Genomic DNA, 21300 nt, shown 5'->3' on the forward strand with positions numbered 1-21300 from the left:
TGTTTAGATTTCTTGATAAAAGGAGATTTTTATGTCAACTAAAGCAGAATGGGCTGAACTCTTTGAGTCGGTACATGGGCGTAAACCTAGCCCCCAAGAATTTTTGGACGCTAAAGCAGCTGACTTTGATACTAGCGCTTTGACTGCTCAAGCAGCATCTGTAGAAGCACCAGCTAATGAACCTGTCGCTGAGGCAGTAGCGACAGAACCAGTTGCTACTGAAAAAGTCACAGAACAAGATGACATCGCAGATGTGGCTGAAACAGCTGAAGATGCTGTCGCAGAACAAGCAAGCAGTGAATCACCAGTTGGTGCAGAAGCTTTCTCAGAAGCACCTGTGCAACAACCAACCCCACAATTTGATTCAAGCATGTTTGAAAAGGCACCTATCTCTTCAGCTCCAGGATTTGGAACAGTTCCTAATCCAGCAGCTGGCTCAGCAGATAAACCTCTCTTCAATCTTATCTTGCCAATCGTTGCGATTGCACTTTCAGTAATCTTTGCAATCTTGGCATGGTTCGTAAGTCCTGCCTGGCTCTTCATCATCTTGACAGTTCTCGCAGTTGCAGTTGCAGTTGTTTCACTTGTCTTTAGCCTTAAATCAAGCAAGAAATTGCTTTCAATCATCGCAACAGGTGTTGCTGGTCTCATGCTCTTTGTTTCTATTGGTGGTTTGATTTTCCAAATCTCTCAAAACGCTAGTGACAACACAAGCTCAAGTAAGACGTCAAAAGTTGCTGATAAAGACGATGATGACGCTGACAAGAAAGATGATGACAGCGATTCAAAATCTGACTCTAAATCTGATTCAAAAGGTGATAGCACTGACGTCAACGATTACATTGACAAAAATGCTAAATTTGACTGGAATGAATCTAAGTTCAAGAAGTTGAAAGCAGGTAAGGATACCGTTAAGTCTATCATCAAGACTTATGGTAAGGCTTCTGATGCACAAATCTCTGGCGATGAGATGAAGTTGAATTACTCTGGTAAAGACTATGGTGAAAGTGTTTACCTAAACTTTAAGAAACAATATGACGGTACATTTATCTTGTCATATGCTTCAGGTAGATTCCCTCAAGATAAGGTTGAAGTTGATCGCTCTTACAAAGCTGACTGGACAAAAGAACAGTTTGATGCTCTCACTAAGGGTGATTACACTGATCCATCAAACGGTACGAAACTTGAAGATATCGTTAAGGATCACCCTAAAGCTTCAAGTGCAGAATACACAATCTCAACATCTCGTCAAGGTGAATTCAAAAAAGAAATGAGCATTTCTTATAGTGACTATGATGCTGGAGATGGTAAACTCAAGAGTGTTTACTTGTCATTTGATACCAAAGAAGATGACGATACGTTCTACCTTACTTATAAATCAGGTCCAGATGGCGAGGATTAATTAAGGAACAGGAGGGGAAACCTTCCTGTTTTTTCTTGATAAAAGGAGAAAACTATTGAAATTCTTAAATTATACATTCGAGCAAAGTCAGTCTCTTGTCACTAAGGAGACCGTAGAAAAGCTCAATCAAAAAGGAAGCTGGAAACGATTTATTGGCTTGTTTGTTACTTCAATTGTGATTTATTTCTTCTCTATTATCACACCCATGTTTATAAAAGGATTGACGCTTGATCAAAATCTAACATTTTCTTGGATTCAGTGGCCTATGATTCTCTTGTATTTAGTCATGTATCTGGTCTATCTGCTCTTTTCAATAAAGCACAGAAGAAGCCCGATGAAACTAAAATTTTGCACCTACTTTTACATGGTGGTCTTACTCGCTATCTTTACAGTATGTGCTGGTATAATGATGATGACACGACGAAATATTGTCAGCATACTATCGGGTGCTATGTTTCTTCTTTCCATTTATTACTTGATTCGAACGGTTCCCCGTAAACTGACAGAAGCCGTTCAAAATCAGACAGAGTTTAGCCCCATGGTAGCTCTTGTAACCGAAAAGATTTCAGATGGCTTGGTCTTTTTAGGTGGGACAGGGATTACAGGTGCCCTTGTGCTCTTTGACCGCTCCACTGGAAGTGACACTAGAGGGAGCATTGATGCGGTGTTGATGCCTATCATGCCTGCCATATTTGTCTTTGCGACTTATGTCTTTTCCATTGATTTGCTACGAGGCTATTACCTTTTTAAATATTCTGAACAATATAGAGAGCAGTTTGGCTACTCAGCTAAGGACTGGTATGGCGAGAAGTCGAAGGAGTATAGGAGGATGCAGGGTTAAGTTGTGGTTAAAGTAATGTATGAAATTGATGGCAAAATGCTTGAAGTTAAAACAATTTTAAACCGTATTGGAGGATAAAATGGAAAAACAAATTAATGAAAAAATTCGTGAGATTGCTCAGAGTGTTAATGAAGAGGGGAAAAATGAGTATATCTACAATCTCTATATTCCAAAGCAATATAATTTTCCTAATAATACTGAAATTATAGATATTGAAAAAATAATTGAACAAATTAAAGGGAATCTTCCAAATCAAGGGGTAATCTTAAATGACTAACATAACATTTTCACAAGTTCAAAAGAGTTTTCACAAGAAGTTGGTGTTAGACATTCCTGATTTTCAAGCGGATTCAGGTGAAATCTTCTCCATCGTTGGTGGCAATGGTGCCGGTAAGTCGACTTTTATCAAGCTCTTGGCAGGGATTTTTTTGCAGGATAAGGGCGAGGTTCGTGTCTATGACGTTTCTAATCGCTCCAAGAAAATCCACTCGCTGGTCAAGTTTGTCTTGGAGAGCGGGCAGGGGTTGTACAGTTATTTGACAGCTATGGAGAATCTCCAATATTTTCTAAGCTTGAATGGGATTGCCTTGTCTCATATCAAGGCAGAGGTGGATGTCTTGTGTGACCAGCTGGCTTTTACCCCTTATAAGGACACGCTGGTTTCAGAACTGTCCCAGGGCAACCGTCAAAAATTGACCTTAATCTTAGCCTTGGTGCAAAAACCGAAAGTACTCTGTTTGGATGAGCCGACCAATGGGCTAGATTTGCTGGCAAAAAAACAGCTGATGACTCTTTTGCAGGATTATGCTCGTCACCATCAAGCCAGTATTTTTATCACCAGTCATGATGCTAGTTTTATCGAGAAGGTCAGCACTCGGGTGGTGGTAATTCAGGAGGGGCGGCTTTATCGTGAAGGAACCTTTGAAGAGATTTTTGGCAATGTCCACCAGCATGAAGTCTATCACTTGCTGTTAGATAAGAGTGCAGAAAGTGTACTGAAACAAAGATTCCCTGAGCTGGACTACAAGGTGCTTGACGGTGGGATTTCGGTAGAGACCAGCAATCCAGACCTTTATCGGCTATTGCTGGAAGAAACAGAAGTCTTGCAGTTCACCCGAGAACCTGCCTCTTTGGAAGATTTGCTTTATGAGGTGCTCAAATGATGCTAGCAGCTATTGGGCGAGAGTTTAGTCGCCAACTTAGTGAATACAAACAGTTCAAAGTCAATCTTCTCTTTGCCAATCTGGGAATTTTCTTTCTAATTACGGGTTTTCTGACCTATTTTGACAGCCAGCAAGATACTTTTGAGCTGTTTATCTTGCTTTTTACTTGGTATTTTTCTAGCCACAGTATCACCCATCCAACCTATTTTATCGAGGATGAGATTGCAGACCGCACCATTATCAACGTGATTCAGAGTCGGCGGAGCATATTTGGCATGCTTTTTATCAAAATTATCGTACAGATTTTGTTGGACTTGGTCAAGGCCATTCCTTTGTTTTGCTTGGTTGCCTTGGTTCAGCAGATTGCCTTTCCTACTGACTGGGTCGATACATTTGTTACCTTTCTTCTGTCATTTGTGGTTATTGCGTCCCTTTATGGTCTAGGCTTTCTCTTTGCCAGTTTTTCCTTTGTCTTTACAAAAATTTCCAGTATTACTAGCCTCCTTGCTTACGGGATTCTCTTTTTGGTTGGTTTTCAGGAACAATCGAGTCATTTGATTGCTACTTTAACTCGTTTCTTGCCTTTCCATCTCTTGGTGAGTTTTATCCGCCAGCCAAGTTGGTTCGTTCTTTTATTATTACTGGGATACGGTTTGATTTACTGGCTCTTGGGTTACTTGTGCTTTCAAACTTGTTTGACCTATGCCAAAAAGAAGGGAAGTTTGTTCCATGTATAATGAAGTGAAGCGATTTTATCTCTTTCGCAGGAGACGCTGGGCGGATACCCTGTTTGACACCCTCTACCACGTCATTTTCATTCTTGGTTTTTATAGCCTTTTGAGGGGAAATTCTGACTTTCAGTTGTCCTATTTCTATTATTATTTCATCTTGACCCATGTGGTCTCCTTGGGTAATGAAGAGTTGGAGTACGAGATTCGGTCTGGGCAATCTTTTGGCACCCAGTATGCTTTGCAATCAGTGTATAGAATTTACCTGCAACGAGCAGTGGTTTACTTTGTTTGGTTGTCTTTGATCTTCTGGATTGCTCTGCTTTTGATTCATCAGGGTTTACCAACTCGCTTTTCTTTGAAGGTCATCAGTTTCCAAGGACTGTTCGTGGTACTGATTGGTTTCCTGATTTTCCTCGGCTATTATCTTGTCATGATTCGACTGACTATCCGCTTCCAACGAATTTCAGTCTTGGTAGATTTTCTAAACACCGTGCTCTTATTCTACTCAGGACTCGTCTTTCCAGTGGTGAGTTTTGGGAATTTGAAGAAATTATTTGATGGGATTATAAGAAATTAAGGATTCTTTTTCAATGCAGAGTCCTTTTTCTATTGAAATCTTCTTTTAATTCCTATCCTCTGAGACGGTGAAGGTGATATACTCCCACTTACAGTGGACAGTGAAAATACTATAATTCACTAGAAGTGAACTGCCCCAAAAAGTGTGACAGAGAAAATCAAACTTTAGGATGCAGTTTTTTTTCGACTTTCATCCATTTTCTATGAGATAGCTTGTCACTTAAGCACCTAAGGCAGTCTAAAAAAATTATCTCTTATATCCGACCTTATTTTCATAAGACCAGATTAAAGTATGATAAAATAAAGAAAAAGAGATAAAGGAGTCAGCTATGGCAACTAGAGAAGAATGGGTGCGTCACTTTGAGGACGTCAATGGTCGTAAACCAAGTCCTGAGGAGTTTATGGAAGCTAAGAAAGAGGGCTTTGTCATCGCTTCGGAGGAACCAAGTGCCCAAGTGTCTGAGCAGGTTGAGTCTCAGCAAGTGGATAGCTCTGAAACTACTGAAGAGGTGTCTGCTGACTCAGTAGCAGATACTCAACTAGACGAAGTTCAGGTGACATTAGAGGAGGAAGCTCCTAATCACATGCCTGAGTTGAATCTGGAGAAAGAGCAAGAAAAAGAAACTCCAAAGACAAGTCAGATACCTTTGGAAAACCCTTATTACAAGCCCAAAGTAACCAAGAACAATGCTTTTGTTAATATTGCTTTGCCAATCATTATCCTAGTTTTGGGGATTCTATTTGTCATTTTGTCTTGGACACTTCCAATCGGTTTCATCTTTACCTTCCTTGCTTTCTTCCTTATCATTTTGGCTATTGTGACTTTGGTTTTGAGTCTGAAATCGACACGCAAGGCACTATCTATTATTGCCCTAGTCATGTCAATCATCTTCTTTATGACTTCGCTTGCTGGAGCAGGTTATCAAGCGGTGAAATATGTCATGAACCATGCTGAACAGTTCCAAAGTGACGGTCGCAACAGAGCTTATCAGTACATTGATGAGAATTATAAGTTTGACTGGACTGAGGATCAGTTTAAGGAGTTGAAGGTTGGTACTTTGACATTGGACGAGGTCTTGGATGCTCACGGTAAGGCGACTGATGCCGAGTATAGTGATGCTTACGAGGAAGATAAACCAGATTTACTAGATCTTACCTATAGAAAAGAAAATACAGATGGAAACAACTATGTTCGTTTGACTTTTGAGATAAAAGACGGTGTCTATGTTTTGAAATCTGCCTCAGCAACCTTCGACTATGATAAGGTCAAAGAAGTCGATGACTATCATAGCAACTGGACAAAAGATGACTATGAAAAGTTGTCTGTAGGTACACAAGCTGATTTGCTTAAGGGGACACGACTTTCTGAAGTGGTTGAAAAACACCCAGAGGCTAGCTTCACTTATCATGAAATGACACAAACTGAACAGGGCGATCTCACTCAGTCAGTGAGTCTTAGCTACCGTGATTATAATCCAGAAAATGGTAAGGTAGATACTGTTCGTTTGACCTTCGACTATGACAAACGTGAAAACGAGTACTTCTTGACAGATAAATCAGACGAATAGGACTACTTTGTTAGTCATTCAAGCTCAGGGTTGCCTGGGCTTTTTAGTATCAACAAAAGAGGATAAAATCTGGTATAATAAAATTGATTGATTTTTCAAGAAAGAAGTGTCACAGATGAACATACAACAACTACGTTATGTCGTAGCCATTGCCAACAGCGGAACCTTCCGTGAGGCAGCCAGCAAGCTCTTTGTGAGCCAGCCTAGCCTATCAGTGGCTATCAAGGATTTGGAGCAGGAGCTGAATTTTCAAATTTTCACCCGTACAACGACGGGGGCTGTCTTGACCAGTCAGGGTATGACCTTTTATGAGCGTGCGCTTGAGGTGGTACGCAGTTTTGATAGTTTTGAAAATCGCTATCTCAATGCTTCTGAAAAGGGTAACCAGTATTCGATTGCCAGCCAGCACTATGACTTTTTGCCACCTTTGATTACGACTTTTTCAGAGCGTTACCCTGATTACAAGGATTTCCGTATCTTTGAGTCTACGACCATTCAGATTTTGGATGAGGTAGCCAAGGGACACAGTGAGATTGGGATTATCTATTTGAATCGTCAAAATAGCAAGGGAATCCAGCAAAATATGGACAAGCTTGGGCTTGAGGCTATTGATTTGATTCCGTTTAAGACGCACATTTATCTCCGCAAGGGGCATCCTCTGGCTAAAAAAGAAAGTCTGGTCATGGAGGACTTGGCGGCCTTACCTACGGTGCGTTTCACTCAGGAGAAGGACGAGTACCTTTACTATTCTGAGAACTTTGTGGATACGTCAGATTCGTCTCTTATGTTTAACGTGACAGACCGTGCGACTTTGAACGGTATCTTGGAACGTACGGATGCTTATGCGACGGGGTCTGGCTTCTTGGATGCACAAAGTGTGAATGGGATTACAGTGATTCCGCTTGAGGATAATTTGGATAACAAGATGGTTTATGTCCGTCGTAAGGGGATTAACTTGTCGTCTTGTGCTCTCAAGTTTGTCAATGTTATGTTTGACTACTTTGATACATACAAACCATAGGAGGATTTATGCGTAAGGTTGCGATTCCTTTGGCTATTCTAGCTCTGATTGGTTTGGATCAGTGGGTCAAGCATTGGGTTGTGGCAAATATTGCCCTTAACCAAGTTATCAAGGCTATTCCCGGACTTTTCAGCTTAACCTATCTACAGAACCGTGGTGCTGCCTTTTCGATTTTACAGGATCAGAAATATTTCTTTGTGATTTTGACGGTTCTAGTGATTGGTGCGGCTCTGGTTTATCTGGTTAAGAATTATCAGAAGAGTCTTTGGCTGGTGCTATCTTTGGTGTTGATTATCTCAGGTGGTATTGGTAACTTTATTGACCGTCTGCACTTGGGTTACGTGGTTGATATGGTTCAGCTTGATTTTATTGATTTTGCGATATTTAACGTGGCAGACTCCTATCTAACAGTGGGCGTGTTGCTCTTGATTTTAATCTTATGGAAAGAGGAAAATGGAAGTCATCATTAAAGAGGCGGGAAACCGTCTGGACAAGGCTTTGGCAGATTTGACAGAATTGTCACGTAGTCAGGCCAATGAAGCAATCAAGGCTGGGACAGTCTTGGTTAATGGTAAGTCGGCAAAGGCCAAGTATGCGGTTAAAGAGGGTGATGTCATCACCTATGAATTACCGGAAGAAGAGGTCTTGGAGTACAAGGCCGAGGATATTCCTTTGGATATTATCTACGAAGATGCGGATGTGGCAGTGGTCAACAAACCTCAAGGCATGGTGGTCCATCCTTCAGCTGGTCACACGTCTGGTACCTTGGTCAATGCCCTTATGTATCATGTCAAGGACCTCTCGTCTATCAATGGTGTGGTTCGTCCAGGGATTGTCCACCGTATCGATAAGGACACGTCAGGCCTTCTAATGATTGCTAAGAATGATAAGGCCCACAATGCTTTGGCGGCGGAGCTTAAGGATAAGAAGTCCCTTCGTAAGTATGTGGCTATCGTGCATGACAATCTACCTAACGATCGAGGCGTGATTGAGGCTCCGATTGGGCGCTCAGACAAGGACCGCAAGAAGCAGGCGGTTACAGCTAAAGGAAAACCTGCAGTTACACGATTTACCGTTCTTGAACGTTTTGGCAACTATACGTTGGTAGAGTTGCAACTGGAAACAGGTCGCACGCACCAGATTCGTGTGCACATGGCTTATATCGGTCACCCGGTGGCGGGAGATCCTCTTTATGGGCCACGCAAGACCCTCAAGGGCCATGGCCAATTTCTACATGCCAAGACCCTTGGTTTCACGCATCCTACGACTGGAGAATTGGTCGAATTTACAGCGGAAGAACCTGCTATTTTCAAGGAAACCTTGGAGAAGCTGAGAGAAGTTTAACAGTTATTAAACGGATAGTCTTTCTTGGGAGAGGCGTCCGTTTTTTTCTTGTAAAAGAGTCTGAAATTTGCTATAATTTACCTAATTAAATAAGTCCTTTAATCACTGTCCAGAGAGGCAGGCAAGGAGCCATGAGAAGTGTACGGGTGAACTGTACTCATATTTTTGTGTATCTCCTTGTTTTCGAGGGGATTTTTTTGTATTTAGAAAGGTTCTTTTTATGAAGAAAAAAGAGATCGTCGATGACGTAACCATGAAACGTGCCATTACACGTATCACTTATGAGATTATTGAGCGTAACAAAAATCTCGACAAGATTGTCTTGGCTGGTATTAAGACACGTGGTGTTTATATTGCTCAGCGTATTCAAGAGCGCTTGAAACAGTTGGAAAACCTTGATGTGCCATTGATTGAGCTTGATACTAAGGCTTTCCGTGATGATGTTAAGGCTGAACAAGACACATCTGTTTTCCCTATTGAAATTGATGGAACGGATGTTATCCTTGTGGATGATGTGCTTTACACAGGTCGTACTATTCGTGCAGCTATTGATAATATCGTTAGCCATGGGCGTCCGGCGCGTGTTGGTTTGGCTGTCTTGGTTGACCGTGGTCACCGTGAATTGCCAATCCGTGCGGACTATGTTGGTAAAAATATCCCAACAAGTGAGTCGGAAGAAATCGAAGTTTTGGTGACAGAAGTTGATGGTAAGGATAGTGTCAACATTATCGATCCAAGCTAAGTTGGCTGACAGATAGTATGAAACGCCCTTCGTATCTTGTTAATTGAACGCGCCCTAAGCCTTGTGCAAAAAAGATAAATATTCTTAGGAGCTGGCGCTCCGTCATCATATTTCCTATTTTTGCTTTAGGCTTTATACGGGCTTTGTATCTTGTTAATTGAACACGGGACTCATTTCTTAGGAAAAAAGATAAGTCTCCTAGCACTCTTTGGAGTGCCTTGTCGACTTCCTATTTTTCTACAGAAATGTTTAGCTACGCTAAAACGTCCCTTTGTATCTTACTAATTGAACACGGGCTAAGAGCTGTGTAAAATAGATAAATCTTCCTAGAAGCTAAGGCTTCAGCGTCAGATTTCCTAATTTTACTTTGCTCTTTATACGCCCTTTGTATCTTAATTTTAAGGAGTCCTTTGATATCGTGAATAACGTAAAATATGATGTGAATGATATGCCAAAACCTGGTTTATTGGTTGGTTTGTCATTCCAGCACTTGTTTGCCATGTTTGGTGCGACGGTGCTTGTGCCGATTTTGGTTGGGATTGATCCCGCTATTGCTCTTTTCTCATCTGGTTTGGGAACTTTAGCCCACTTGACGGTGACCAAGTACAAAATTCCAGCTTACATGGGGTCTAGTTTTGCCTATATTGCGGCTATGCAGACACTTATGAAGACTGATGGCATTGCGGCAGTGGCTCAAGGTGCCATGGCAGGTGGTTTGGTTTACTTGCTTGTGGCTCTGATTGTTAGGTATGCGGGTAAAGACTGGATTGATAAGGTCCTTCCACCAATTGTGGTTGGCCCTATTATCATGGTGATTGGTTTGAACCTTGCAGCTAATGCAGTCAATGATGCAACAACTTTAAATAAAAGCTACAGTATCTATGCTCTCTTGATTTCGATGGTGACCCTCTTTGCAGTTATCCTCTTTAACATGTATGGCAAGAAGATTATCGGTGTTATCCCAATTTTACTTGGTTTAATTGTGGGCTATATTTTCTCAGCGGTTCTTGGTTTGCTGACAGGACATAGCTTTATCAATTTCTCAGAGGTAGCAGCGGCACATTGGATCCAGGTTCCAAACTTTGACATTCCATTTGTGGATTATAGCTTTAAGCTCTATCCAAGTGCGATTTTGACCATGGCTCCGATTGCCTTTGTGACGATGACTGAACACTTTGGTCACGTCATGGTTCTAAACAGTTTGACTGAGCGTGATTACTTTAAAGATCCAGGTCTTGACCGTACCCTTACTGGTGATGGTTTGGCACAGATTATCGCTGGATTCTTTGGAGCTCCTCCGGTAACTTCTTATGGTGAAAATATTGGGGTTATGGCCCTCAGTAAGGTCTACTCAGTTTACGTTATTGCGGGTGCAGCAGTGATTGCGGTCTTGATGAGCTTTATTGGTAAGCTATCAGCACTCTTGCATTCTATTCCAACTCCTGTATTAGGGGGATTATCTATTGCCCTCTTTGGGGTTATCGCTGCTAGCGGTTTGAAAATTTTAGTTGAACATAAGATTGATTTTGATAATAAAAAGAATCTCTTGATTGCTAGCGTTATCTTGGTTTCTGGTATCGGTGGTTTGATGATTGACCTTGGTGGTCTTCAAATCACGGGTGTGGCAAGCTCAACTATTCTTGGTATCTTGCTTTATCAAATTTTGCCAGATCCTAAAAAAGGTAGCAAAGATTAGTCAATCAATTTAAAAGGAAAAACTATGGCGATTGCAGATGGAAAAGTGTCACTGAAACATTTGGTGACCATGGAAACCCTCACGAATGAAGAGGTCTTGGGCCTGATTCGTAGAGGTGGAGATTTTAAAAATGGCAGAGCTGATTTCCAGCTGGATCGACAGTATTTCGCTGCCAATCTCTTTTTTGAAAATTCAACACGAACACACAAGTCCTTCGAAGTGGCCGAGAAAAAACTTGGCTTGGATGTGATTGAGTTCGATGCTGGAACTAGCTCGGTAAATAAGGGTGAGACCCTCTATGATACCATTTTGACCATGTCTGCCTTGGGCGTTGACATCTGTGTGGTTCGCCACTCGGAAGTCGATTACTACAAGCAGTTGATTGATAGTAGGACTATTCAGACCTCTATTGTTAATGGTGGTGATGGTTCAGGGCAACACCCTAGTCAGTGTTTGCTTGACTTGATGACCATTTACGAAGAGTTCGGAACCTTTGAAAATCTTAAGATTTGTATTGCAGGTGATATTACGCATTCGCGTGTGGCTAAGTCAAATATGCAGATTCTCAAACGTTTGGGTGCTCAGCTTTATTTTGCTGGTCCTGCAGAGTGGTACTCGAATGAGTTCGATGTCTATGGTCAGCATGTGGCTATTGACGACGTCATTGAGGACTTGGATGTCCTCATGTTGCTTCGTGTTCAGCACGAACGTCATGGGGACGATAAAGGATTTTCAAAAGAAGATTACCATGCTCTCTATGGTTTGACTGAAGAACGTTATGCCAAGTTAGCTGATCAGGCGATTATCATGCATCCTGCTCCGGTTAATCGTGATGTGGAGATTGCTGATAGTCTGGTTGAGGCGCCTAAGGCTCGTATCGTTGCTCAGATGCAAAACGGGGTCTTTGTCCGTATGGCAATTATTGAAGCTATTTTAAATGGCAAAGCGTAAACTACGTTAACCGATTCCTGAGAGAATCAGACGAAAAAGAACATGGGCTAAATCTTTGAAAAGAGACGAATCTTCCTAGAGGCTAGAGCTTCTTTGTTAGATTTGATTTTCATTCAGATGTTTAACGCCCTTTGTATCTTAGTGAAAGGAACAATTTACTATAATGGCAAAACGTTTACTTATTTTGGAAGACGGCACTATTTTTGAAGGTCAGGCCTTCGGTGCTGATGTGGATGTGACGGGTGAAATCGTCTTTAATACTGGTATGACAGGTTATCAAGAATCTATCACAGACCAGTCTTACAATGGTCAAATTTTGACTTTTACTTATCCACTTGTTGGTAACTACGGCGTTAACCGTGACGACTATGAGTCAATTAAGCCAACGACCAAGGGTGTTGTTGTGTCAGAGGCTAGCCGTCGTGCCAGCAACTGGCGTAACCAAATGACCTTGGATGAGTTTTTGAAAGCAAAAAACATCCCTGGTATCTCTGGTATTGATACACGTGCCTTGACTAAGATTATCCGTCAACACGGTACCATGAAAGCGACTTTGGCTAATCCTGGTGACAGTATCGAGCACTTGCAAGATCAATTGCGTGCGACTGTTTTGCCAACCAACAATATTGAGCAGGTATCAACTAAGACAGCCTACCCAGCACCAGGTGTTGGTAAAAATATCGTTTTGGTTGACTTTGGTCTCAAGCATTCTATCTTGCGTGAGTTTTCAAAACGTGACTGTAACGTGACTGTTGTGCCACATGATATCACTGCTGAAGAAATTCTCCATCTTAATCCAGATGGTGTGATGTTGTCAAACGGTCCAGGTAACCCTGAAGATGTACCGTATGCACTTGATATGATTCGTGGTATTCAAGGCAAAATTCCAATTTTTGGTATTTGTATGGGTCACCAGTTGTTTAGTTTGGCGAATGGTGCCAAGGCCTACAAGATGAAGTTTGGTCACCGTGGATTTAACCATGCGGTTCGTGAAATTGCGACTGGTCGTGTTGACTTCACCAGCCAGAACCATGGTTATGCCATTGACCGTGAGACACTTCCAGATTGCCTCATGGTAACACACGAAGAAATTAACGATAAGTCAGTTGAGGGTGTTCGTCACCGTGACTTCCCTGCATTCTCAGTGCAATTCCACCCAGATGCAGCACCTGGTCCACACGATGCTAGCTATCTCTTCGATGAGTTCTTGGAATTGATTGATGCTTTCCAAGCTGAAAAAGCACGTCGTTAATTGCAACTGTCTAGTGACTATAGTGGGGTGTGACTCTTGTTCGCCCCAGTCTACTACCTTATTTAATGACAACCAGAGAGTTGTCAAATAGAAAGGAGAAGATACAGGTTCACGGAAGTGAACACGCCCTAAGGACTGTGTGAAAAAGATAAACGGTGACTAGAACGCTTAGGCGTCGTCGTCACGTTTCCTATTTTCACTGGGTCCTTAACGGGCTTTGTATCATAAATTATGCCTAAACGTTCTGATATTAAAAAAATTATGGTTATCGGGTCTGGTCCTATCATCATTGGTCAGGCTGCTGAGTTTGACTACGCTGGTACGCAAGCCTGCTTGGCCTTGAAAGAAGAAGGCTACAGTGTTGTTCTTGTTAACTCTAACCCTGCGACTATCATGACTGATAAAGAAATCGCAGACAAGGTTTACATTGAACCAATTACGCTTGAGTTTGTCACACGTATTCTTCGTAAAGAGCGTCCTGATGCCCTCTTGCCAACACTTGGTGGACAAACTGGTTTGAACATGGCAATGGAATTGTCAAAAGCTGGCATTCTTGATGAGCTTGGAGTAGAGCTTTTGGGAACAAAATTGTCTGCGATTGACCAAGCCGAAGACCGTGACCTCTTCAAACAATTGATGGAAGATTTGGAACAACCAATTCCAGAATCAGAGATTGTAAATACGGTTGAAGAAGCAGTTGCCTTTGCGTCAGAGATTGGCTACCCAGTTATCGTTCGTCCAGCCTTTACCCTTGGTGGTACTGGTGGAGGTATGTGTGCCAATGAAGAAGAACTTCGTGAAATCGCTGAAAATGGATTGAAATTGTCACCAGTAACCCAATGTTTGATTGAACGTTCTATCGCTGGTTTCAAAGAAATCGAATACGAAGTTATGCGTGATGCCGCAGACAATGCTCTTGTGGTATGTAACATGGAAAACTTTGACCCAGTTGGTATCCACACAGGGGACTCAATTGTATTTGCTCCAACGCAAACCTTGTCAGATATTGAAAACCAAATGCTTCGTGATGCCAGCTTGAAGATTATTCGTGCCCTTAAAATTGAGGGTGGTTGTAACGTACAGTTGGCTCTTGACCCTAATAGCTTCAAGTACTATGTTATCGAAGTAAACCCACGTGTGTCTCGTTCATCAGCCCTTGCCTCAAAAGCAACTGGTTACCCAATCGCCAAATTGGCAGCCAAGATTGCTGTTGGTTTGACACTTGATGAAATGATTAACCCAGTCACTGGTACAACTTACGCTATGTTTGAGCCAGCTCTTGACTATGTGGTTGCTAAGATTCCGCGTTTCCCATTTGATAAATTTGAACACGGGGAACGTCGTCTTGGTACTCAAATGAAAGCAACTGGTGAAGTTATGGCTATCGGTCGTAACATCGAAGAGTCACTTCTTAAAGCCTGCCGTTCACTTGAAATCGGTGTTTACCACAATGAAATGCCTGAACTTGCGGACGTCACAGACGACGCCTTGGTTGAAAAGATTGTCAAAGCTCAAGACGACCGTCTCTTCTACCTTTCTGAAGCCATCCGTCGTGGTTATACTATTGAAGAATTGTCAGAGTTGACTAAGATTGATATCTTCTTCCTCGACAAATTGCTCCATATCTTCGAATTGGAACAAGAATTGGCTACTCACGTAGGCGATGTTGATGTTTTGAAAGAAGCTAAACGTAACGGTTTCTCTGATCGTAAGATTGCTGATCTTTGGAATCAAACAGCTGACCAAGTTCGTGCGACACGTTTGGAAAATAACATTGTTCCTGTTTACAAGATGGTTGATACCTGTGCGGCTGAGTTCGAGTCATCAACACCATATTTCTACTCAACTTACGAGTGGGAAAATGAATCAATCAAATCTGATAAAGAATCTGTCATCGTTCTTGGTTCAGGACCTATCCGTATCGGACAAGGGGTTGAGTTCGACTATGCGACAGTTCACTCTGTGAAAGCTATCCAGGCTGCAGGTTACGAAGCCATCATCATGAACTCTAACCCTGAGACGGTTTCAACAGACTTCTCAGTTTCAGATAAACTTTACTTCGAACCATTGACCTTCGAAGACGTGATGAACGTTATCGAATTGGAACAACCTAAAGGTGTCGTGGTTCAGTTTGGTGGTCAAACAGCCATTAACTTGGCAGAGCCATTGTCTAAAGCTGGTGTGAAAATCTTGGGTACACAGGTTGCTGACCTTGACCGTGCCGAAGACCGTGACCTTTTTGAACAAGCCCTTAAAGACCTCGATATCCCACAACCACCAGGACAAACAGCGACAAATGAAGAAGAAGCGGTTGAAGCAGCTCGTAAGATTGGCTTCCCAGTTCTTGTTCGTCCATCATACGTTTTGGGTGGACGTGCCATGGAAATCGTTGAAAATGAAGATGACCTTCGTTCTTACATGCGTACAGCCGTTAAGGCAAGTCCGGACCATCCAGTCCTTGTTGATAGCTATATCATTGGACGTGAGTGTGAAGTGGATGCCATCTCTGATGGTAAGGATGTCTTGATTCCAGGTATTATGGAACACATCGAACGTGCAGGGGTTCACTCAGGGGACTCAATGGCAGTTTACCCTCCACAAACTCTCTCTAAGAAAATCCAAGAGACTATCGCTGATTACACTAAACGCTTGGCTATCGGTCTTAACTGTATTGGTATGATGAACATTCAGTTCGTTATTAAGGACGAAACTGTCTATGTTATCGAGGTTAACCCACGTGCCAGTCGTACCGTACCATTCTTGTCTAAGGTGACTGATATCCCAATGGCTCAAGTTGCTACAAACTTGATTCTTGGTAAATCATTGGCTGAGCAAGGTTACAAAGATGGTCTTTACCCAGAAAGCAACCATGTCCATGTCAAAGCACCAGTCTTCTCATTCACAAAATTGGCTAAGGTAGATAGCCTCCTTGGACCTGAAATGAAATCAACTGGTGAAGTTATGGGTACAGATGCGACTCTTGAAAAAGCGCTCTACAAAGCCTTTGAAGCATCTTACCTCCACTTGCCAACCTTTGGTAATGTTATCTTTACTATTCATGATGATACTAAAGAAGAAGCCCTTGACTTGGCTCGTCGTTTCGACGCTATCGGTTATGGTATCTACGCCACTGAAGGAACAGCCAAGTTCTTGAATGAACACGGGGTTCACGCAACGCTTGTTAACAAATTGGGTGAAAATGACGATAACGACATTCCAGCCCTCGTTCGTACAGGTAAAGCGCAAGCTATTATCAATACGGTTGGTAACAAACGTACTTATGACGAAGACGGAGCAGCTATCCGTAGCTCAGCTATTGAAGCTGGAATTCCACTCTTCACAGCGCTTGACACAGCAGATGCTATGGTGCGTGTGCTTGAAAGCCGTAGCTTTACAACAGAAGCTATCTAATCACGAAATAGAGTCTCAGCTTTGCTGGGGCTTTTTTTTTGAAGACAAAGTTTTCTTTTGAGACTTTTCTTAAGTGATGACGGTCGTCAGCGACCTTCTGCGAAGTTCCATGACTCAGTTTTGAGCCGGAAGTCTCAAAACTTCCGAACGCCTGAAACTAATCGTTTCAGACGTTTTTATCACTACGAAAAGTCTCGGTATAAGCTTACTAGGTTCGCAAAATCTATTTCATATTTAAAAATAGTTTAATTATGTTCTGAGTCTCAGCCTTACTGGGGGCTTTTTTCTTACACAAATGTAAGCTATCAAATTAAAATGAAAGCTAAGACTATGGTTTTGTTTCCTAAGATTCTGCTATACTAGAAACATGATTATTACCACATCTTTACGTGAAAATGAGGCCTTGATTGCGCGTGCCCAAGAATTGGCCCACGAACTGGGAGCTGACTACCAGCCTCGTCGCAAGTTATCCTTGGCGAAATGTTTAGAGCGATTTGACCCCTTTTATCTTCTATATAAAGACAGATTGTCTTTTGTCAATGAGGATGGCAGTGAGCTGTCCTTTCATCCAGATACGGCAGTTCTTCGGATTAAGGCACCACACGATGCTCTAGTCAATCTTTTGGGTTCGTCTAGCAAGTCTATTCTCGACACGACCATGGGGCTGGCTTCCGATAGTCTAGTTATGGCGGCAGCGGGAAATAAGGTGACTGCCCTTGAGAGTCAAGAAGTGATTTTTCAGGTAGTTTCTCGTGGTCTGGCCACTTATCAGACAGATGACAAGCAACTTGAAAAAGCGATGCGGTCTATTAAGACCATTAAGAGCGATAGCTTATCCTTTTTGAAGTCTCAGGCTGATCACTCTTTTGATATCATTTATGCTGATCCTATGTTTTCAGAGACTATCAAGGAATCAGAAAATCTACAAGCTATCAAACCTCTGGCCAATGGTAGCCGTCTGACAGAAGAATGGCTAAAAGAAGCTAAACGTGTTGCACGGGAAAAAATTATAATCAAGGCACATTTTCGAGATACCGTTTTTGAAGAACTTGGTTTTGAACGCCAGGTTCGGCCCAATCAAAAGCTGCATTATGGTGTCATGGATGTAAGCGAAGGCCATTGACACTGAAAGTTAAAAGTATTACAATTGTTTTATTTATGTGATACAAAAAAGAAAAGAGAGACATATGCGAAAGAAAATCAGTCCAAAGTTATTTAAAAATAAAAAAAGAGTTTGGATCATTGGAGGAATTGGCTTCCTTGTCCTTTTGGTCCTAGGCTTTAACCTTTTTGCAGGTGGTGGCAAGAAAGATAAGGCTTCTGAGTCCCCTACAGCAAGTAAGGTAACTAAGGGGCAGCTAGCCTCGTCGACCCTTCTGACTGGCATGGTGAAGGCTCAGTCGGAACAGTATGTTTATTTTGACAATACCATTGGACGCAATGCCACTGTAACAGTCTCTGTGGGTGAGGAAGTTAGCGTCGGTCAGCAACTGGTCCAATACGATAGCACCTCAGCCCAAGCGGCTTATGATACGGCTAGTCGTGCCTACAATAAGGCAGTTCGTGACCGTAATTATTTCCAACAGTATGGGACGGCTCCTGGGGCTTCAGCACAAACAAGTAGTGATTCGGATGAGGATGATTCGACAACTACCGTTAGTCCTCAACAGCGTCAGCAAACCGAGGCAAGTAATTACCAAACCTTGCAAGATTATAATGATGCCATTGCAAATGCAGCATCAGAGCTAGAAAAGGCACAAGATGTTCTCAACCAAACAGTCATTGTTTCAGATGCTAATGGGACAGTCGTAGAAGTCGCGGACTCTGTGGACCCTGCTTCAAAAGAGAGCCAAACCCTAGTTCATGTGACAAGTGAAGGCCAATTTGAGATTCAAGGGACCTTAACAGAATATGACATCCCAAATATTTCAGTGGGGCAAAAGGTCAAGATTACTTCCAAAGTATACCCAGACCAAACTTGGACAGGGAAGGTCAGCTATGTTTCCAATTATCCTAAGCAAAATGCCAACCAGTCAACGGGGACATCTGGCACCTCAGGTCAGTCAGGTTCTCAGTATGAATACAAGGTTCAATTGACTAGTCCTATCGGAAAACTGAAACAAGGTTTTAATGTATCTCTCGAAGTGACAAAAGATGATGATGCCTTGTTGGTTCCTGTAACTGCTGTGACCAAGAAAGGCTCTGACAACTATGTCTGGGTTTACGATGATGAAACTCAGAAAATCAAGCAAGTCAAGGTCAAACTTGGTAATGCGGATGCCAAGCAACAGGAAATTGCTTCAGGACTTAAAGAAGGTCAAAAAGTTATCACCAAGGCAGATAAATCCTTTAAGGATGGCGAAACCCTAAAAGATGTGACGGATGCTGATAGCAAACAATCAAAAGACATTAGTGGAGAAGAGGTGAGGTCTAGTGACTAAGCCAGCACTTATGGTTTTAAAGAGTATCACCAAGTCTTTCAAAAATGGTCAAGAGTCCTTGCAGGTCCTTAAGGGGATTGACTTATCGGTAGAAGAAGGGGACTTTGTGGCAATCATGGGCCCTTCTGGATCAGGGAAATCAACCCTTATGAATATTATCGGTCTTCTTGACCAACCGACTACAGGTTCCTATCAACTCGAGGGCGAGGATGTGGCTGATCTCTCTGAAAATCGTCTAGCCAAGGTAAGAAATGACCAGATTGGCTTTATCTTTCAACAGTTTTTTCTCTTGCCAAAGTTAAGTGCCCAAAAGAACGTAGAGCTTCCTTTGATTTATGCAGGGAAATCTCCACGCGAACGCAAACAAAGGGCGCAACAATTCTTGGAAAAAGTCGGCTTGTCAGACCGTAGCCATCACCTACCGTCAGAGTTGTCTGGTGGACAGAAGCAGAGGGTTGCCATCGCGCGTGCACTGTCTAACGATCCGGCAATCATTTTAGCGGATGAACCTACGGGTGCTCTTGATACCAAGACAGGGATGCAGATTATGGAGCTCTTAACCCAGCTGAACCGTGAAGGAAAGACTATCATCATGGTTACTCATGAGCCAGAGATTGCAGACTATGCCCGACGTAAGATTGTCATTCGTGATGGTGAAATCACTCAAGACACGACTGATAGCGTTCGGATTGACTAGGAGGTAAGAATGGAAAATTGGAAATTTGCTCTTAGTTCTATCCGTTCACACAAGATGAGGTCCTTCCTGACCATGTTGGGAATCATCATTGGTGTTGCTGCGGTAGTACTTATCATGGGGCTAGGAAATGGAATGCGTCAGAGTGTTACCGATAGTGTGACTGGTGACAAGGATACAGTTCAAGTTTACTATGAAGCCAAGGGTGAGGAGCTAGATCCTGCCTATGCAGATTTGGCACAACCTACCAAACCGGTTAAAGAAGTTTGGTTGGAGCAAGTGGCTAGGCAGACGCCTGGTATTGATAGTTATTTTGTGACTAACAGCCTAACTTCCTCTATCTCCCTACAAAAAAAGACTGTTAAGAATGTTAATATCACAGGTGCCAGTCAGGGCTACTTTAAAGCTAAAAAGTTAGAGATGTTGACAGGACGTTCCTTGCAAGACAATGATTATAAAAACTTTTCACGAGTTATTGTCATTGATCAGATGGTGGCTAAAAAACTCTTTGAGACGAATGGGGATGCCCTTAACCAAGTGGTTACTATTGGGAACAATGATTATCGTGTGATTGGTGTTTATAAGAATAAAGACACAGCAATCGGTGCCTATGGTGAAATTGGAACAGCTCTTGTGGCCAATACCCAGTTAGCGGCTGAAAATAACACTGATGCTATTGGCCAGATTTTTTTCCATGTGACCGATGTGAAAAATAGTAGTAGCGTTGCTAAGGATGCTGCTAAACGCTTGACCCAGTTGGCCCAAGATGACAATGGAGAATATAAGGCGGCAGATATGAGTTCGACCCTAGATCAGGTGAATACGATCTTTGGAACCATTACCACCGTTGTCGGAGCTATTGCTGGGATTTCATTATTAGTTGGCGGAATCGGTGTTATGAACATCATGTTGGTTTCGGTAACTGAGCGGACACGAGAGATTGGTCTTCGTAAGGCTTTAGGTGCTACACGTCGTAAAATCTTGACCCAGTTTTTGATTGAGTCGATGGTTCTGACTATTCTGGGAGGTTTGATTGGGCTAGGCTTTGCAGCCCTAGTCGTTGGTCCAATTGGGAATGCCATGGACCTTAAAGCGACGGTTTCTCTTGGTGTAGCCATGGGAAGCATAGCCTTCTCAGCAGCTGTAGGGATTATCTTTGGTCTCCTACCGGCTAATAAAGCTTCGAAACTCGATCCTATCGAAGCCCTTAGGTATGATTAGAAATAACCTCTTGAAATCTTTAGATTTTGAGAGGTTTTATGGTCTTCGAAAAAAGAAAGAGAAAAAAATAAAAAAATTGCATTTTTTTCTTGACGTCTGATTTAGGTCATGATATTATAAATAAGGTTTGAAAAAACTGACCTAAGACAGTTGGGGAGCAAGACTCGTAAACATCCAACCGAGGCACAAAACGTAACTATTTTTTTGTAACGTATTGTACTTTCGTGTCTAGGTTTAGGTACGATT

18 protein-coding genes, 1 pseudogene and 1 other annotated feature (1 of these 20 cut by a window edge) are annotated in these 21300 nt (G+C 42.3%); all 19 genes and pseudogenes read left to right on the forward strand.

The features are described 5' to 3' along the window. The first annotated feature begins 31 nt into the window (after nucleotides 1-31). The 19 genes and pseudogenes from H7T99_RS07515 to H7T99_RS07605 all read left to right on the forward strand — a co-directional run bounded on the left by H7T99_RS07515 (nucleotide 32) and on the right by H7T99_RS07605 (nucleotide 21054). Nucleotides 32-1402 (forward strand): hypothetical protein, encoded by a 1371-nt coding sequence (locus H7T99_RS07515; protein ID WP_037601994.1) that lies wholly within the window; start codon nucleotides 32-34, stop codon nucleotides 1400-1402. A 334-nt stretch (nucleotides 1403-1736) separates the two neighbouring features. Further along, a complete protein-coding gene (locus tag H7T99_RS10605; RefSeq protein ID WP_230315748.1) occupies nucleotides 1737-2243 on the forward strand; it encodes a hypothetical protein in 507 nt (168 codons plus the stop codon). A gap of 79 nt (nucleotides 2244-2322) precedes the next feature. Further along, nucleotides 2323-2436: pseudogene (locus H7T99_RS10675) on the forward strand (TIGR01741 family protein); the annotation flags it as partial. A gap of 76 nt (nucleotides 2437-2512) precedes the next feature. Next, entirely contained in the window at nucleotides 2513-3406 is an 894-nt protein-coding gene (locus tag H7T99_RS07530) for an ABC transporter ATP-binding protein (RefSeq protein ID WP_037601998.1), read from the forward strand. Continuing rightward, the gene (locus H7T99_RS07535) at nucleotides 3403-4143 is read left to right on the forward strand and encodes a hypothetical protein (protein WP_037602000.1); all 741 of its coding nucleotides are present in this window, start codon (nucleotides 3403-3405) and stop codon (nucleotides 4141-4143) included. Before H7T99_RS07530 ends, H7T99_RS07535 begins: the two co-directional genes overlap by 4 nt. Further along, a complete protein-coding gene (locus tag H7T99_RS07540; RefSeq protein WP_037602002.1) occupies nucleotides 4136-4714 on the forward strand; it encodes a hypothetical protein in 579 nt (192 codons plus the stop codon). Before H7T99_RS07535 ends, H7T99_RS07540 begins: the two co-directional genes overlap by 8 nt. A gap of 328 nt (nucleotides 4715-5042) precedes the next feature. Beyond that, entirely contained in the window at nucleotides 5043-6281 is a 1239-nt protein-coding gene (locus tag H7T99_RS07545; protein WP_037602004.1) for a CD20-like domain-containing protein, read from the forward strand. Nucleotides 6282-6396: 115 nt separating this feature from the next. Beyond that, nucleotides 6397-7302: a LysR family transcriptional regulator gene (locus H7T99_RS07550; protein ID WP_004183016.1), complete on the forward strand. Its 906-nt coding sequence runs from the start codon at nucleotides 6397-6399 to the stop codon at nucleotides 7300-7302. An 8-nt stretch (nucleotides 7303-7310) separates the two neighbouring features. Continuing rightward, entirely contained in the window at nucleotides 7311-7772 is a 462-nt protein-coding gene (gene lspA / locus H7T99_RS07555) for a signal peptidase II (RefSeq protein ID WP_037602007.1), read from the forward strand. Then, nucleotides 7756-8646: an RluA family pseudouridine synthase gene (locus H7T99_RS07560; protein WP_037602009.1), complete on the forward strand. Its 891-nt coding sequence runs from the start codon at nucleotides 7756-7758 to the stop codon at nucleotides 8644-8646. Before lspA ends, H7T99_RS07560 begins: the two co-directional genes overlap by 17 nt. 220 nt (nucleotides 8647-8866) lie before the next feature. Beyond that, the gene (gene pyrR, locus H7T99_RS07565) at nucleotides 8867-9388 is read left to right on the forward strand and encodes a bifunctional pyr operon transcriptional regulator/uracil phosphoribosyltransferase PyrR (protein ID WP_002890254.1); all 522 of its coding nucleotides are present in this window, start codon (nucleotides 8867-8869) and stop codon (nucleotides 9386-9388) included. A 418-nt stretch (nucleotides 9389-9806) separates the two neighbouring features. Beyond that, nucleotides 9807-11084, forward strand: a complete 1278-nt coding sequence (locus H7T99_RS07570) for a uracil-xanthine permease family protein (RefSeq protein ID WP_037602011.1) — start codon at nucleotides 9807-9809, stop codon at nucleotides 11082-11084. Nucleotides 11085-11108: 24 nt separating this feature from the next. Beyond that, nucleotides 11109-12035: an aspartate carbamoyltransferase catalytic subunit gene (locus tag H7T99_RS07575; RefSeq protein ID WP_002890256.1), complete on the forward strand. Its 927-nt coding sequence runs from the start codon at nucleotides 11109-11111 to the stop codon at nucleotides 12033-12035. Nucleotides 12036-12198: 163 nt separating this feature from the next. Beyond that, nucleotides 12199-13287: a carbamoyl phosphate synthase small subunit gene (locus H7T99_RS07580; protein WP_002890257.1), complete on the forward strand. Its 1089-nt coding sequence runs from the start codon at nucleotides 12199-12201 to the stop codon at nucleotides 13285-13287. Nucleotides 13288-13518: 231 nt separating this feature from the next. Beyond that, complete coding sequence (carB, locus tag H7T99_RS07585; protein WP_037602013.1) at nucleotides 13519-16698, forward strand: carbamoyl-phosphate synthase large subunit; 3180 nt, start codon at nucleotides 13519-13521, stop codon at nucleotides 16696-16698. 367 nt (nucleotides 16699-17065) lie between these two features. After that, a complete protein-coding gene (locus H7T99_RS07590; protein WP_037602015.1) occupies nucleotides 17066-17821 on the forward strand; it encodes a class I SAM-dependent methyltransferase in 756 nt (251 codons plus the stop codon). A gap of 64 nt (nucleotides 17822-17885) precedes the next feature. After that, entirely contained in the window at nucleotides 17886-19139 is a 1254-nt protein-coding gene (locus H7T99_RS07595) for an efflux RND transporter periplasmic adaptor subunit (RefSeq protein WP_037602017.1), read from the forward strand. Nucleotides 19140-19149: 10 nt separating this feature from the next. Beyond that, nucleotides 19150-19836, forward strand: a complete 687-nt coding sequence (locus tag H7T99_RS07600) for an ABC transporter ATP-binding protein (RefSeq protein ID WP_207185330.1) — start codon at nucleotides 19150-19152, stop codon at nucleotides 19834-19836. 9 nt (nucleotides 19837-19845) lie between these two features. Then, nucleotides 19846-21054, forward strand: coding sequence for an ABC transporter permease (locus H7T99_RS07605; RefSeq protein WP_037602019.1), 1209 nt, complete (start codon nucleotides 19846-19848; stop codon nucleotides 21052-21054). 122 nt (nucleotides 21055-21176) lie between these two features. Further along, nucleotides 21177-21300, forward strand: a sequence feature (ribosomal protein L10 leader region) (it continues 13 nt past the right edge of the window).

This window comes from Streptococcus sp. 17.1 (assembly GCF_016648655.1).
Classification (GTDB): Bacteria; Bacillota; Bacilli; order Lactobacillales; family Streptococcaceae; genus Streptococcus; species Streptococcus salivarius_E.